This window comes from Faecalibacter sp. (assembly GCF_057177045.1).
On sequence record NZ_CM169987.1, the window covers coordinates 1,099,042 to 1,115,937 of the forward strand.

Genomic DNA, 16,896 nt, shown 5'->3' on the forward strand with positions numbered 1-16,896 from the left:
GGGACCTAAAGCGAAGAATACTAATTTAACTGAATACCTGTAAAGGTGTAGCTTAAATTAACTTCTTTATATTCTCGTTAGCAACAAACGTAAAATGCTAATGAGAACTATATATCAGCTTTACTTTTGTTGCCTTTGTATTATAGGATTAGGATCTTTTGTTGATGGACAAGAGGTGAAAGATTCTGTGTATCATTTGCAACAAGTAAATCTCAATCATTCAAAACCTTTAGAACTAATTGCGCCTCAAACTTTAGAGGGAGCAACATTAACACGTCTGAACAGTCATACTGTTGCTGATGCCTTACGCTATTTTTCTGGCGTTCAACTAAAAGATTATGGTGGTGTAGGTGGTCTGAAGACGGTTGATGTCCGTAGTATGGGAAGTCAGCACGTGGGTGTATATTATGATGGCATACAATTAGGAAATGCACAAAATGGTGTGGTGGATTTAGGTAAATATTCATTAGATGATTTAGAAAGTATTTCGTTGTATAATGGTCAAAAAAGTAACATTTTTCAATCTGCAAAAGATTATGCATCAGCATCCTCCATCTATTTACAATCTAAAAAACCAGTTTTTGAATCAAAGAATTACAATTTAACAGTACGTTACAAGACTGGATCTATCCAATTGATTAATCCATCAGCACGATTTGAATATAAAATCAGTGATAAAATTTCTACATCAATCAGTACAGAATATGTAAAAAGTGATGGAGAATATAAATTTCGTGTAATAAAACGAAATGCAGATAACAGTATAGCGCATGATACAACTGCTATTCGTAAAGATGGGCAAATAGAGGCTAAAAGATTTGAAGTTGGATTTTATGGTCAGCACGGAACTTTAAATTGGAATGTAAAAGGCTATAGTTATTTGTCTGATCGTGGTATACCCGCTGCCATTATTCGGAATGGATTTGGTGCAAAAGGACAAACTTTAACGGATAAAAATTATTTTGCACAAGGAAGTATCCAAAAAAAATGGGGAAAATTTGAATCGCGAATCAATCTAAAATATGCGCACGACTTTACGCATTATGTTGATACTGTTTCATCCATAAAAACACAAAATAAATATACCCAACAAGAATTTTATTTTTCGTCGGCTCATTACTATAAAATCCAATCCAATTGGGATATGAATGTAGCTTATGATTTTCAATACAATCAATTGGATGCGACATTAAAAAACTTTTCTTATCCACAACGTTATACGCAATTAGTAGCGTTAGCTACTACTTATCAATTTAAACACTTGAAATTACAAGGAAGTATATTGGGATCATTTGTGCGAGAACAAGTGGAAATGAATACCAGTGCGCCAGATAAAACCGTATGGACACCAACGATCATAGGAAGTTATCAACCATTGAATACCAAAGAATTCTATATCAATGCTTTTTATAAACGAGTATTTCGAATGCCAACGTTCAATGATTTGTATTACACTAACATCGGGTATTCGAATTTAAAACCAGAATATACCAATCAGTATAATTTGGGATTAGATTATACGTGGAAGAAATTAGGCCGATTGCATTATTTGAACGCTAAGGTAGATGCTTATTATAATGAAGTTGAAGATAAAATTATAGCTGCACCTAATGGAAGTATGTTCCGATGGATGATGATGAATCTTGGAAAAGTTCAAATCAAAGGAGCAGATGTTAAATTACAAGGTGCGTTTGATGTCGGAAAATTAGTATTAAAAACAACGCTCAACTATACTTATCAACAAGCCCAAGATTATACTTCACCTAACCGAAGTTATTATAAGGATCAAATACCTTATGTCCCTGTACATAGTGGCTCATTTGTAATGAATTCCACTTATAGGACATGGGGATTTAATTATAGTTTTCTATATGTAGGAGAACGTTATGATGCTAATCAAAATAACAACAAATACAATTATATCAAACCTTGGTTTACGCACGATTTATCGATTCAGAAATCATTTGAATTAAAAAACATCCGCTTAAATGGATCTTTCGAGATCAATAATATTATGAATAAATATTATGATATCGTTTTAAATTATCCAATGCCAGGTCGTCAATTTAAATTAATTATTAGTGCATATTTATGAGAAAATTTATTCGTCTTAGTTTATTGATGGGGCTTTCATTTGCCACATTCAGTTGTAATGATGATGATCGTATTGTAGGAAATGATCAAGAAGTTATTGGACAGCCAGAGCCTACAGCCATTACAGGATTTTACCTGTTGAATGAAGGGAATATGGGATCGAACAAAGCTTCGATTGATTTTATGGACTTAACAACGGGAACGTATAGTCGTAATATTTATAGTACTGCGAATCCTGAAATAGTACGTTCTTTGGGTGATGTAGGAAACGATATTAAAATTTATGGAGGCAAGTTGTATTCTGTGATTAATGCCTCGAATTTTATTGAAGTAATGGATGTGAAGACAGCTCGTCATATTGCTACGATACCATTAGAAAATGGTCGATACTTAACCTTTAAAGATGGAAAAGGTTATGCTACTTCTTATGCTGGACCGATAGCGACTGATCCAAGCGCACCCTTAGGTAAAGTTGTAGAATTTGATACGATAAACTTTGCGATTAGTCGAGAAGTGACCGTCGGTTATCAACCGGATGAACTGGAAATTGTAGGTCAAAATTTATACGTTGCAAATTCAGGAGGATATCGTTATCCTGACTATGATCGTACTGTATCAGTGGTTGATTTAAATACCTTTACAGAAACACAAAAAATAGATGTGGAAGTTAATCTGCATCGAATTAAAAAAGATAGTGATGGAGATTTGTATGTGACAACACGTGGAAATTACTATGATGTAGCTTCTAATCTATATGTGATTGATTCGAGAACACATCAAATCAAAAAAACATTTAATATCCCCGTATCCAACTTTACTATAGTCGGAGATTATTTGTATTACTACTCGAATGAATTCAGCTACGAAACATTCAGTTATGAAAAGACGTATGGGATCATTAATGTTAGAACAGAGCAACAAGTAAGTGATCGTTTAATTAATAATCCCATAGTGGATCAAATAGAGACTCCTTACGGTATAGCTGTGAACCAATTTAACGGTGATATTTTTATAACTGATGCTGCAAATTATGTATCGGATGGTTATATCTATTGTTTTGCAAAAGATGGAACTTTAAAATGGAAAACAACAGGAGGAAATATTCCTGCTCATCTTGCATTTGTATATCAATAAAAAAATCTGTCATTTATACTGTGGTTAGAATAATAACAGAAACTAAAAACGCTCTACTAAGTAGAGCGTTTTTTTATTTTAATGAATTGACGTTTAAATCTGGAATTTGTTTTTGTGCTAGTGCAAATGTTCCAAATAACAATGCTGAAAATCCTAAATCTCCAATTAAAGTTCCTTTAATAAAAGGGATTCCGGCTACATAACATTGAATTAATCCTTCGAAAGTTTTTGCATACATGCCTGATGAAATCCAAACTCCAAAGTTTGAAAATAAAAAGAAGAAAATTGTACTTCCTAATCCCATCCCCATAACACGTAAAGGCGTAACTTTTTTAAGCCCTAAAATTCCAAGTAAAGCAATGATTAAGTATGCTGCATATTGCCAATAAAATCCTTGGTAAAACCACGTAAATGATTCGAAGTATTCTCCATAAATATAATTATTGACTAACACATCACTGATCCATACACATGCTAATGGAATAATAAAGGCTTGCCACTTTTTTGCAAAATAAGCTGCACCAAATAAGCAAATTGCAGTTAAAGGAGAAAAGTTGGGTAAAAATGTCATTAGTCGCGTTGAAGCTACCATTAGAATAAGTGCTAGGACTAAAATTTGTTTTACATTAATTTTTGCTGTTTTCATTTTATAATTTTTTGGTTTTAATTATTAAACAGCAGTCTGAAAATTGTATAAAATCAATCGATAGAAAGAAAGATCTTACCATAGTTCATTCCGCGGAAATATAGTTATGATTCGTAATAGGTATCTGACTTTAGATTTATCATCTATTTACAGTTGCGCGACAGTTCGTGAATTTCACACGATTCCCTACGGATGTATTTTACATCAAACGAATAGCGTAAAAATATGAAATATTTTTATAGCGTTGACCTCTAAAAATAATTTAAGTTTCATTTATTTCTTGTAAAACTTCCTTTTCAGTCGGATTAATGAAACGATAACGCCAAGAATTATCTTCTTCTGCCCGTTGGATGCAATCTTTGTAGGATGGGTTTAAAGAAATGTAATGATTTGTTGGATGAATGATGTACTTTATTATTCAAAAATGAGATCAAAGAACACTATAAAGCATTACAGAAATAAAGAGATCTGTAATTGAATATTAAGGTTGATTAATATATATTGAGAATGAAAAGAAAAAGGGAATTTTATTTTTTTAATAAAACTTATGTCAAAATTGTAGTACTTCCCCAGGATGAGCTTCTCGAATTAACATGAAATTATATTGAGCTTTATTTAAAGAGATACAAGGAATGATAAAATAAGATTTTAAATCATTCGTTTGATTAATAAGTACAAAATCTCCTTCGAGCGTTTTCTTAATGATCAATTTAGAAATATCAATTGGACGAATTATTTTCATGAAAATGTTTAAATCAATAATCAATCCCAAAGCTTCATTATGATTCTAAATTATAAAATCATATTGCTTAGATGATAAAAAAAATAAATAATTTTTAATAGATACTTATTTATTATTGTATTTTTTAGTGATTTATTAAATTATTAAACCTATATTTGCAAAGTTATTATTTAAAGGTTCTGCCTTTTGCAATTGCTGCACAGTTTATCTTACTTTACAGTTTTCGCTTCTACAGCTCATTAAAATTTTAATCTGAATTAAAAATAATGAAGATATGTACGTTCGAAAATTTATCAGTATTACTCCCCTATGTTCAATTGAACCCTCTTTCAATCCATTTGAAAACATTGGATCAGAAAACCGAATAAAAATCGTCATCTTTTGATGATGATTAATTCCTTCCATTTGAAGAGAAAATAATTCCAAAAAAAACATCCAGAATTGAAATGGAACTAAAATTATCCATCAATTCTACGATATAACGCCGCTTGACGGTAAATTTATTACATGACATTTAACCAATTAGACATTATTCAGCCGATTTTAAAAGCTATTGAAACCGCTGGATACACCCAACCAACAGAAATTCAAGAAAGAAGTATTCCTACCATTTTAAAGGGCAACGACATCATAGGATGTGCGCAAACAGGAACAGGAAAAACGGCTGCATTTGCAATTCCAATTATCCAATTGATGCAACAGACACCGAAAAAAAGCAAAGCCATTCGTACCTTAGTATTAACTCCAACACGAGAATTGGCCGTACAAATCAATGAAAATTTTAATTTATATAAAGGAAGTTTACGCCTTTCGAACATTGCCATTTATGGTGGAGTTCGTCAACGTGGCCAAGTAACAGCCTTGAACCGAGGAGTAGATATCTTAATTGCAACGCCAGGTCGCTTAATGGATTTGATCGAACAAGGTTATGTGCATTTAAATGAAGTTGAAATCTTGGTATTAGATGAAGCGGACCGCATGTTAGACATGGGATTTGTTAACGATATAAAGAAAATTCTGAAGTATATTCCCAAAAATCGCCAAACGCTGTTTTTCTCGGCTACAATGCCCCAGAAAATTAAAAGTTTTGCTGAAACGATATTAAAACAACCTCAACAAATAATAGTTTCTCCCATTTCATCTACAACAGAATCGGTTACACAATCGGTTTATATGGTAGAAAATAAAAAGAAAGAAGAATTGTTAATTGAAATTTTAAGAGGTCAAAAACTTAAACGCTCGCTCGTGTTTACGCGAACAAAACATGGTGCAGATCAATTAATGAAGACGCTAAATAATTTAGGGGTTAAAACCGCAGCTATTCACGGAAACAAATCGCAAAATGCACGTCAGAATGCATTAGACGATTTTAAGAATAACCGCATTACAGTCTTAATTGCTACCGATATTGCCTCGAGAGGAATTGATATCGACGAATTATCGTTTGTGGTTAATTATGAAATGCCGAATGTGCCTGAAACCTATGTGCATCGCATTGGTCGAACAGGACGTGGTGGAAATTTTGGTGAAGCGGTTTCCTTTTGTTCCAAAGATGAAAGAAGCGAACTAAGAGATATTCAAAAATTAATTGGATTTAAACTTCCGATTAATCCCAATACAAGTTGTGCATTCCATTTGAGTTAAGCACAATGGGATACCTACAAATTAAACGAAGAAAAAAATAAAATTAAAAAAAATACAATGAAAGAAGGTACAGTAAAATTCTTTGATGAAACAAAAGGTTTCGGATTTATATCAACAGAAGACAACAATAAAGACATATTCGTACATAATTCAGGGCTAATCGATTCGATCTATGAAAATGATGTGGTGACTTATGATTTAGAACAAGGGCAAAGAGGAATGAACGCTGTAAACGTTCGTCTAAAAAAGTAATTGTTCATATTCGTAGCTTTTGTAAATCCTCTATTTATAGAGGATTTTTTTTACATTAAGCTTGAATAACTGGATTCATCTCAGCTTCTCATCCCCTACACCTAGAAATATAATTTCGTCATTTCGAGTGAAAATCTTTGATTTTTGTATCGAGAAATTAGACGAAATTTAACCATATCGACTGCAAATCTAAAGGCCAATTTTTATTGGGTTGTACGTGGTACGTTTTAAGTAATACGTAATATCTTCAATACAATCGTTTATTAATAATCACTTCCTGTCAAGCTGAAGTTGTTTCAGCTTCTTATTCACTACATCCAGAAAATTAATTTCGTCATTTCGAGTGAAAATCTTTGATTTTTGTATCCAGAAATTAGACGAAATTTAACCATATCGACTGCAAATCTAAAGGCCAATTTTTATTGGGTTGTACGTGGTACGTTTTAAGTAATACGTAATATCTTCAATACAATCGTTTATTAATAATCACTTCCTGTCAAGCTGAAGTTGTTTCAGCTTCTTATTCACTACATCCAGAAAATTAATTTCGTCATTTCGAGTGAAAATCTTTGATTTTTGTATCCAGAAATTAGACGAAAGATCAAATAGTTAATTCTATATTCATCACTTTTTACTTGAATAAAAAAGGAACCAAAAAAATCAAAATAGATATTTTTTCATTTTTGTCTTGACACAAAAACGAAACAAAAAAGTCAAGGCTGTAAAACATCATCGCTAAAAATCTTTTCTCTAAGGGAATGAATTAAATCATTCGCTAATTCATTCTTGTCCTTAGAGAAAAGGATTTTCTTTACGCGGATGTTTTAAATGCCAATCTTTTATTAACTACGTTTTAAGTGATACATTCTTTTCTTCATTACAATCGTTATTGGACCAGACCTTGTCATTCTGTACCTGTCAAAGAATAATATCTAGGCTTCTTGTGGTAGTACTTAAATAGTACACCGATAATTTACAAACGCTCCCTGTCAAGCTAAATTGGTTTCAGCTTCTCATCCCCTACACCTAGAAATAGAATTTCGTCATTTCGAGTGAAAATCTTTGATTTTTGTATCGAGAAATTAGACGAAATTTAACCATATCGACTGCAAATCTAAAGGCCAATTTTATTAGGTTTTACGTGGTACGTTTTAAGTAATACGTAATATCTTCATTACAATCGTTATTGGACCAGACCTTGTCATTCTGTACCTGTCAAAGAATAATATCAAACCTTGTTATGGTAGTAATTAAATAGTGCACCGATGATTTACAAACTCTCCCTTTCAAGCTGAATTGGTTTCAGCTTCTCATCCTCCACATCTTAAAATAGAATTTCGTCATATCGAGATGATTTTGGAGTATAGATTAATAAAAAAAAACCTCAACAAATCTGTTGAGGTAAGGTATATTTTTTGAAAGGAAATTAACCTGAAATTATTTTAATATTCGATCCAAGGTTATCACAAAAGGGGTCCCCGCTTTGGCATAAGCAGAACCTTTTAATTCCTGATATTCTTTAAAATCTTTATAATTCACTTCGATTGAATCCCAATCATCACATGGTTCAATTTGAACTACAAGATAATCCGATTGGGAGGGATTGATATAATTTTAAGAAGGAAATAGTATCATTTTAAATAAATTTCATCTCTTACAAAACTAGCATTGAGCCAAAAACAATGTTTGGTGTACTCTGTATAACCTGAATATTGATCAGGAATTGGCAATAAATATGTATCGTTAGCATTTTGTGCATGAGGGCGAACATGAGCTACAGCACTATCTTTTTTAGAAGGAAAGTTAGTTAAACGCCTAACCTCTCCATTCTTATTCGTTTTGAATCCTTTTACTATATCACCTTTGGCAATAATTTCTTTGGTATTTTCCCATACTCTTTTTGCTTCTAGGCGATGCTCATAATTCATATTCCAGAATTGTGCTTTTTCAAAATATAATTCATCCCCTTTATATTTAAGAAAAATGAATAAAAATTTATGCTCAAGGATATCTTTGAAATCAGAATCCTCCCACTCCTCTTTCACCAATTTAGTATATTTAAATGTTGGAAAAGAAATATCTTCTTTGGGTAAATTGTTTTCATTTAAACGAACTGTCTTTACAATTAATTCAGCTTTTTCGAACTCTTCAATTTTCTGATCTAATTCAATCCCTAACAATGCATTCGTAAGGCTTGCTGTAAAACTTTTTGCTTTAGGATTTAATTCAATACCTAATGAATCTATAATTTGAGTAATCGATTTATTTTTATATTTCTCAAATTTGCTAAGAATATAATCTTCTAAATTTTGTGAAGCTGATAGTGTACGATTATCTAATAACTTACCATAGCCTTGTTTACCACCAGAGATAGAAGCAATAATATGATTTACATAACCTGTTTTAAAAGAAAATGCACGTTGTTTTGCTGGAATATCAGAAAAAGGTTGTTCCCTTACTGAACTTGCATTAGCTCCCTTTGTACAAGCTCCTAAATAAAATGTATCACCTTCTGAAAGTTCGTGTGCTTTACCTGCTTTAATTTTATTTGTAATTGTTAGCCAATCATTTTTTATAATTTCTAAATCTTGTACTGGAAATTCCCATTCACCTATCAGCTTAATGATATAATCAAACGGTAATTTTTCTTTTTCATACAAATAGAATATCAATAAGATATTTGCATTTTTATTCCAAAATGAACTTGTTTCAAAACTCTCACTCACTACATTCATGTAATTAATGATATTTAAAACTAAGCGTTCCTTTGCACGATAATCACCATTTTTAATTTCTTTTAATGCAGAACATTTCAATTCCATTCCTACCTCTTTAAAATCGGGTTCTGAAACAGAATTAATTTGATAACCGAAGTAATGTTCTTCGACAAATTGCCCAAAAGAACCTTTACCACCGTAAAAATTATCAATCGTTTCGGGATTTAAAATATCTCTCAATGTTTTGCCTTTTAATTTAGCAGCATAGTCTAGAATTGACTGTTTGTTTGATTGGTTATAATTATTAGACATTTAAAAAATAAAATATAGTTTAAAAGTAAATATAAGGATATAAAAAAAGTAGCCAATGGCTACTTTGAAATTTTATTTATTAAAGATCGTCCTATTTTTTCAATCACTCCAACAACTAAAGCATTTCCCATAAAAAACGCTCGTTTTGTATCTGTTACTTTATCTAATTCTGTATGATGATCAGGAAACATATTTAGTCTTTCTAATTCAATAGGCGTAAGTCTTCTTGGACCTTTCGAAGTATTAACTACATGTTTAAATCTTGACGCTGATTTTCCACCTTCACCAGTAATAATTGTACGAGAAGCATTATCTAAAGCATCTGGAAAAACCATTCCACCTTCGCTATAATTGTATTCGTATCCATCGGCATTTTTACGAATTTCTTTTTTAGCACCTTTTAAATATTCCCATTTAGGAAAATCTTCAGCATCGATAAAATATTCTTTATCGACATCATCTACATCAATTAAGATATCTCCTAATACAGTATATTCTCCATCATAATTAGGTAAAGTCTTAATAGAAGTTACTTCACCATCAATCATAATTCCAGAATTTTCAAACGGTGTTTTCTTTCCGTTTACATTGAAGTTATCAGAAATTTTTACAATATCATCTTCTAGTTTGAATACTGTTGGATTTAAACCTAATGCGTTAGTAGCTGGAAATGCCTCTGCAATTGTACCGTTTTCTAAAATCCAATTCGAAGGAATTTCATTTTTAATCGTATTATAAATTTCAGAAGTATTGTGATAAGCTAAAATGAATGTTCTTCTTCTTCTTTGAGGAAATCCATATTCAGCTGCATTTATCACACGCCATTCAACGATATATCCTAATTCATTTAAACTCTGTAAGATGATAGCAAAATCACGACCTCTTTGTTTTGAAGGTGAATTTAATAAACGGTCTACATTTTCTAAAAATAAGTATTTTGGTTTCTGTTCTTTATCTGATAAGATTTTATGAATAGACCACCATAGTACTCCTTTTTTACCTAATAAACCTTTAGAATTTTTTAATGTTGTTGCTACAGAATAATCTTGGCAAGGAAAACCACCAACTAGCATATCATGATCAGGAATTACTGAACAATCTTTTACTACTTCTTCAATATTTTCGTTACTATGATTTTCACTCCCCCAACGATTTTCATAAACCATTGATGCATGTTGAATCTTAGTTGAAGGCTCCCATTGGTTACTCCATACAACTTTAAATGGTGTTTTAAATTCTTCTGAATAATTTGAACAACAAGATTTGTTATTCCAACCTTCTAGACCTAATCTAAAACCACCCACACCTGCAAATAATTCAACTACTTTAATCTGTTTCATATTAAAAATTCTGTGTGCAAAAATACAAAGTTAAACGACAAAATATGGCTTCTTTTTTTTATTCATCAAACTAAATATATTTTAAATTCTAAAATGGAATAGTATAAATCATTTGAATCTAATTATAATATTGCATTTAAAAACATTTAGATTAAATCATTATTCCGAATAGTTTCTTTTATAAATAACTTCAATTAGCATTGAATTATATTTTATAAACTGTCGAATAAAGAGATATGCGTCTATATATTTTAATTATTTAAAATATTCTTAGGAATATATTTTGTAATTTTTGTTGAATTATTAAATACTTATTAGCAATAATAATTTTTAATTTATATAACGAGATTTAATATATATTAAATAAGATGTATAAATGGACTTTACAAATTTATTAATAATACGTTTTTATGTATTAGATAATTTTTTAAAACAAAAGGAGAACGATATGTTCTCCTTTACTACAATAATACTTTAAATTATTTCATTAAAAAAACCAAATTCTTGATCAACTAAAACTCTACGATCTAAACCTAAATTCATTTCTTCACATGCAGTTTCTGAAATTAATGAACAAGAAAAACAAGAAGATAAATTTAAATCATAAATCCCTTGTCCATCTGACTCCCAACATAATGGATCAGAAGAACATTCTAAATTTCTATTTAACCCATTTTTTAGTAAAACTTCAAAATTATTAGTAAATGCTTGATTCATTAAACCACCCATACTACCTTCAGCACCATCTGAGGTATAAATTAGTACACCAGCCATTAGTTTGTTATCATCATTACCAGAAATATAAAGACGTTCTTTTAAACTAGCTGTAGGATAACCACATGTAAACTCAAGCTCTCTCATAATCATATGTGAGAACGAATGAATTAGATAATGCTTAAAATTATTACGATGTAATTTCAGTTTTAAAGCTTCCCCTTTTTCACCTTCTTTTGGTTTTTTAATTTGTTTTGTAAAGCGTTCGTATAATCTTTCATTATTTCTGTCTATCCATTCTTTAATTTTTTCTTCATTAAATTGAATAAAAATTCCTTCTCCTCTAAATAATACAGCAGGAAGTGCATAAATTTCGTTTGAATAATTACTGTAGATATTCTGACCCTTTGATGAATAAACAATTTCCCCGTTTTTTAAGATTCTTTCTATTGGTTTAACTCTAGAAAAATTTAATTGTATGCTTGTTACATTTAATTCCTCTATCTGTAAAATTTTATCAAAATATTCAGATAATCCGTCTGTTAATTCGATATTATTATACGATAAGTTATTTTCATACACTTGATCATTATTAATAAAGCACTTGAACTCATCATAACGATAATTTAATTGTGTATCAACTAAATCTTTATTATCATTATCACTCTCTTCTTTAACTTTAGAATTTAAAAATAATATCTTGATTTCATTAAATAAATTTTCAATTTCATCATCAAAATTAATGTTCTTTAATTTTAAAAAATTCTTAAATGATTTTAAATTGTAATTTTCAAAATATTCTTCTTTAGTTAACTGATTATCATCTTTATGGTCTGCTTCAAAATCTTCTTCTAACACCTTTAAAATATCATCATAAATCTTATCAACCCCACTCACTAAATATTCAGGTACATATACACTTGAAAAGGTGTTGGCATAATAGGTATTGTTTGCTGTAACTAATGCCACCTTCATGTGTTCTTCTTCATGACTGTTTTTAGCACAACAAGTTGTTGTTTTCGTTTTTTCGCATCTTTCCTTTGAAAAATAGTTTTCACCATCTTCAAAACTGTTTTCCCATGGTTTTTCCCCTTTACATAATGGATTAATATTTGTAATCCCTTCTAGATTAATTTTAGGATAACCATCTTTACCTGTACCATGACCGCATTTCTTACATTCGATATAAACACTACCATATCCGTCTGCCTTCGTTTTATTTTCAGTCCATTTAATATCAGGAGAAGCACAACAATTTTCTATTTTAAATAAATTTTCAGCATGATCCTCCTCTATCTCCTTATTCCTATTCAGAATTTTTTCAGTTTTCCATCTTAAAAATTTAGGCCAAGGAATATCAGACAAATGCCCGTTGTGGCATTGTAAAATTAAATTACTTTGTGTTAATAGAGGATATTCTGAATATTGAACGATACGCCCTTCTACATTTTTAATATTTTTTGTATGATAAGGAATCGCCTTAGCATCTCTTGGTGGTGCAAATTGTTGACGGGTAATTGTAGAATCTTTCTCACATTTCATTTTCCAATCTTGCTCCCATTTATATAATTCTTTGAATTCGCCTTTATTATTTCTAAACCACTTAGGAAATAAAGTTCCATTAATTAAAAAATTATTTACACTTGCATCTGGATTAGCTTTTTTTATTGGATGGTTGTTCCAATTAGGCGTATTAAAAGAATCGTTTAATGAAATATGAGGAATCCCGACTAAACTGGTTAAATTATCTAAGTCCTTCTCTTTTTTTATAAATTTAACAAATCGATGATCTTCTATAACATCTAAACCATTTTCAGTACAATAACTATAAATTGAATTAACAATATCTTTTTCATTACTTAAAGATGATTTAATTGAATTTATTTTATTATTTAATTTATTAAAAAATGTCCATTTATTAATATCTTTTATTAAGACATAATTCCCAAATTTTGTTGTGATTATAGAACCAACACCAGCAGTAGAAGAAAGTAATTTATATTTACTAATTCCTTGATTAAATTGATTGTTATTTATAATTTTCATAAAATTAATTCGTAGAGATTTTAATTACAGCTTCTGGTTCAACAATACGCAACGACCCTGGAATTCTCCATAGTGAATTTTCATAATTCCCATCATATTCATCTATATCTATAAAAAGATTTTCTTGATTTTGATTTTTATTATTTACTGCGTTATTAAAAACAGTAACCTTATTATCAATTAAATGTTTTGAAACGGTGGTATTCCAATATTCTAAAGCCTCCAAAAGAATTGATTTAATGTCTTCTAAATTAGAATCATTTAATAACTGTAATAAAGTAGGATTTATTTTTTGTAGCATCTCTTTTCTTTTATTGAAAGGAGCTAAAAGGTTATTTAACAAAATTTCTATATCAGCATTAATTATATTTTCAACATCTCTTCTATTAGGAAAATCTAAATGATGTCTTAACATTGTAGCTAAGTATAAACCTAAATATTTTTTTAATGCTTTTTTTGTATAAGGTGTAATAGAAATTGGCTCTACATAACTATACATTTTTTCATGAAACTCTTCGAATTTCTCGAAATGAGAAATATCTCTTGATTTATAAGGGTGATGAACTGTAAAAACGATACCTTCTTTGTTACGCCCAACACGGCTACTAGCCTGAATATATTCAGCTGTATTTCTTGGCATTGAATTCATAATAATCGTATTGAATCGACCTACATCTAATCCAACAGAAATCATATTCGTGGCAACAATAAATTCAGGAGGAATACTACCCCTTATAATTTTCCCATCGGCATCTTTTAAAGCAAAACGTTTGATTGGATTCCAATCTGCTTTAACTCTATCCAATTCCTTAACGACTTCTTCCCCAGATAATCTCCCTGTTAATTCTGTTTCATTAATAGGGCCATATGTATAGAAACATTCTAATAAATTATTTGGATAACTATTCGCATGGAACAATTTACGAACCTCTTTTAGTAAATAGGTTTGTACTTGTGCTTGAGTTTTCCCAACCTCTTTTAAACTATTAAAATAGGATATAACCGAAAAATAATAGTTGATTGCTTCGGTGTATGATGCATCAAATTCTTCAAAATTTATAATCTTCTTAGGTCCATTTTCTGTTTCAAATATAGCTCTATGAACAAGTGCTAATGCAGCAATACGAAATTGCATCCAAACCTGTGTACGTCCTGTAGGTAACATCCCTAAATACTTTCTTTTTGAAATATATTGTATATTACCTTCATTATCTTTTTTTCTTTTATAAAAAGCAAAAAAAGAATCATCTGCTTCTACACCTGGTTTAGGAAAAATCGAAACATCACGACCAAAAAGTGCGGCAATCTGACTTTGGGTATTACGCGTTGTTGCTGTTGATGAAATAACTTTAGCCCTTGTTCCATCTTCTCTGGTTGTCAATACATCAATAGCTGTCTCGAATAATCCTGTTGCAGACCCTAATGGCCCCACTAATAAATGTAATTCGTCTTGAATAATTAGATCTGGAGGTAAATAATTTCCTCTTAATCCACGTCCTTTTTATCTACGCCCATACCAAAAGCTGAAGTAGCTACCATGATTTGGACATCACCTCGTATAAAGGCATTTTGATTTTCTGACTTTTCTTGCTTATCCATCTTCCCATGGTAAGGTCTCGCATTAAAACCATCTTTACTCAAACGTTCGGATAAATCATATGCTTTTTTGGTACGAGAGACATATACAATGGTAGGACAATTCTTCTCTTCCAACAAATCCCTTAACGTAAGGTATTTATCTTCTTCACTCTCTTTCCGAAATACTTTATACTTTAAGTTAACTCTTTCTACAGAAGCAGTAAACAAATCCAACGTTAACCCTAACTTTTCTTTAAAGTAAGATTGTATATCTTCAATGACATTTTGCTTAGCCGTTGCAGTAAAACATGAGACAGGAATAGGCTCTTCTAATGTTTTTAAAGCTTGTAAACGGGCTATAAAATCACCTATATATAAATAATCAACTCTAAAATCTTGTCCCCAAGACGAAAAACAATGGGCTTCGTCTATCACAAAACGGGCAATCTGTCGATGCAATAACAAACGTTCGATGGTTTTCGATCGTAAAGCTTCTGGAGACAAATACAAAAGCTTAGCCGATCCATCTTCCACACGTTCAAATGCTTTCGCACGTTCTATCGGATCCAATAATCCATTAATCGTCACCGCACTTGTAATCCCTTGCCTTTCAAGATTATCCACTTGATCCTTCATCAAAGATTGCAATGGCGATAAAATAACGGTTAATGCATTGCTATTTTCACCATTCATTAAGGCTGGAACTTGAAACGTAATTGATTTTCCACCTCCTGTTGGGAATACTGCCAATAATGAATGATGGGCAAGAGCAGATTGAACAGCTTGTTCTTGCAAAGGAATACCACCATAATTTCGATAAGAATCAAACCCAAAAAAACGTTTTAATCCTAACTTTGCATCTAATGATTGTGCACAATAATTACACCCTTTTACACAAGGGGTATTACGCAATCGTTTAACCATTTGCTCTACTTCAGGATAATTTTTGATCACCCATCGTGGAATCACTGCATGGGCATTTTCATTCTTCATAAATCCATTAATTAAAGCTAGACTATAGGCGAGCGCGATAGAATCTTTTGCGATGAACTGTTCAAGTGAAATTGTAGAACAAATTGCCGAATGAAAATAGCTTTGTATAAGTTCAACTAAAGAAAATTCTTTGGTCTTAAATTGAAGATATTGAAAAAAACCAGAAAAAGAAGGATGGCGATGCAATAGTCCATACATAATCTGTTGCCAGCGTGTATCACATGCATGAAAAGCATTTACCAATTCAAAAAATAAATGCTTTGCTTTAATAGCATCACTTACAGGATTATTGGCAGCATCCGCTATTAATTTTTCATCTTTCCCTAAATGATGGAAAGCTTTAGATGGAAACAATAAAGGGGACCATACTAACGTATCAATCACGTGATAAGCGGATACATTCCAATTTGGAGAAAACGATTTTAGCACTGGAATATCATGTTCCAAAATATGATGTCCACAAATAAATTGGTAAGATTGCAAGAAATCCAGTAAGGCATTGGGATGAGGAAAGGATTGGTGATGATAAAGATCGACACAACCTATAGCTATAATTTTTTGGGTTTCCGGTTGTACTTCCAAATCAATAAAAACAATAGGCGATTGTTGCGAACATGTATCTAACACTGTTGGGAGGTATTTTTGATTAAAACATATGCTTTTAAATGCTTTACCAAAGATATT

10 protein-coding genes and 1 riboswitch are annotated in these 16,896 nt (G+C 31.0%); of the genes, 4 read left to right on the plus strand and 6 right to left on the minus strand.

The features are described from left to right. The first annotated feature begins 100 nt into the window (after positions 1-100). Positions 101-2,095 carry a TonB-dependent receptor gene (locus AC1QSP_RS05015; RefSeq protein ID WP_484080059.1) on the plus strand — a complete coding sequence of 665 codons (1,995 nt, stop codon included), beginning with the start codon at positions 101-103 and terminating at the stop codon, positions 2,093-2,095. Beyond that, positions 2,092-3,228, plus strand: a complete 1,137-nt coding sequence (locus AC1QSP_RS05020; RefSeq protein ID WP_484080060.1) for a YncE family protein — start codon at positions 2,092-2,094, stop codon at positions 3,226-3,228. The genes AC1QSP_RS05015 and AC1QSP_RS05020 overlap by 4 nt, the downstream gene beginning before the upstream one ends. 73 nt (positions 3,229-3,301) lie before the next feature. Here AC1QSP_RS05020 and AC1QSP_RS05025 read toward each other — a convergent pair whose 3' ends face one another. After that, complete coding sequence (locus tag AC1QSP_RS05025; protein ID WP_484080061.1) at positions 3,302-3,874, minus strand: DUF6580 family putative transport protein; 573 nt, start codon at positions 3,872-3,874, stop codon at positions 3,302-3,304. Positions 3,875-3,976: 102 nt separating this feature from the next. Continuing rightward, positions 3,977-4,113: riboswitch (cobalamin riboswitch) on the minus strand. Between the two features lie 1,010 nt (positions 4,114-5,123). On the opposite strand from AC1QSP_RS05025, the gene AC1QSP_RS05030 reads away from it, so the two are divergent. Further along, positions 5,124-6,260 carry a DEAD/DEAH box helicase gene (locus tag AC1QSP_RS05030; protein ID WP_484080062.1) on the plus strand — a complete coding sequence of 379 codons (1,137 nt, stop codon included), beginning with the start codon at positions 5,124-5,126 and terminating at the stop codon, positions 6,258-6,260. Positions 6,261-6,317: 57 nt separating this feature from the next. Beyond that, positions 6,318-6,512 carry a cold-shock protein gene (locus AC1QSP_RS05035; RefSeq protein WP_322969403.1) on the plus strand — a complete coding sequence of 65 codons (195 nt, stop codon included), beginning with the start codon at positions 6,318-6,320 and terminating at the stop codon, positions 6,510-6,512. A gap of 1,631 nt (positions 6,513-8,143) precedes the next feature. Here the strand turns inward: AC1QSP_RS05035 and AC1QSP_RS05040 are convergent. The 5 genes from AC1QSP_RS05040 to AC1QSP_RS05060 all read right to left on the minus strand — a co-directional run bounded on the left by AC1QSP_RS05040 (position 8,144) and on the right by AC1QSP_RS05060 (position 16,839). Next, positions 8,144-9,541, minus strand: a complete 1,398-nt coding sequence (locus tag AC1QSP_RS05040; protein WP_484080063.1) for a Sau3AI family type II restriction endonuclease — start codon at positions 9,539-9,541, stop codon at positions 8,144-8,146. 59 nt (positions 9,542-9,600) lie between these two features. Next, on the minus strand, positions 9,601-10,881 hold the full coding sequence (gene dcm, locus AC1QSP_RS05045; protein ID WP_484080064.1) for a DNA (cytosine-5-)-methyltransferase: 1,281 nt from the start codon (positions 10,879-10,881) through the stop codon (positions 9,601-9,603). Positions 10,882-11,355: 474 nt separating this feature from the next. After that, entirely contained in the window at positions 11,356-13,641 is a 2,286-nt protein-coding gene (drmB, locus tag AC1QSP_RS05050) for a DrmB family protein (protein WP_484080065.1), read from the minus strand. Between the two features lie 4 nt (positions 13,642-13,645). Further along, positions 13,646-15,022, minus strand: a complete 1,377-nt coding sequence (locus tag AC1QSP_RS05055; protein ID WP_484080066.1) for a helicase-related protein — start codon at positions 15,020-15,022, stop codon at positions 13,646-13,648. Positions 15,023-15,126: 104 nt separating this feature from the next. After that, positions 15,127-16,839, minus strand: coding sequence for a RecQ family ATP-dependent DNA helicase (locus AC1QSP_RS05060; protein ID WP_484080067.1), 1,713 nt, complete (start codon positions 16,837-16,839; stop codon positions 15,127-15,129). Positions 16,840-16,896: the final 57 nt, after the last annotated feature.

Coding starts and splice junctions, on each gene's coding strand:
- AC1QSP_RS05015 (WP_484080059.1), top strand. CDS start 101: ATGAGAACTATATATCAGCTTTACTTTTGTTGCCTTTGTATTATAGGA.
- AC1QSP_RS05020 (WP_484080060.1), top strand. CDS start 2,092: ATGAGAAAATTTATTCGTCTTAGTTTATTGATGGGGCTTTCATTTGCC.
- AC1QSP_RS05025 (WP_484080061.1), bottom strand. CDS start 3,874: ATGAAAACAGCAAAAATTAATGTAAAACAAATTTTAGTCCTAGCACTT.
- AC1QSP_RS05030 (WP_484080062.1), top strand. CDS start 5,124: ATGACATTTAACCAATTAGACATTATTCAGCCGATTTTAAAAGCTATT.
- AC1QSP_RS05035 (WP_322969403.1), top strand. CDS start 6,318: ATGAAAGAAGGTACAGTAAAATTCTTTGATGAAACAAAAGGTTTCGGA.
- AC1QSP_RS05040 (WP_484080063.1), bottom strand. CDS start 9,541: ATGTCTAATAATTATAACCAATCAAACAAACAGTCAATTCTAGACTAT.
- dcm (WP_484080064.1), bottom strand. CDS start 10,881: ATGAAACAGATTAAAGTAGTTGAATTATTTGCAGGTGTGGGTGGTTTT.
- drmB (WP_484080065.1), bottom strand. CDS start 13,641: ATGAAAATTATAAATAACAATCAATTTAATCAAGGAATTAGTAAATAT.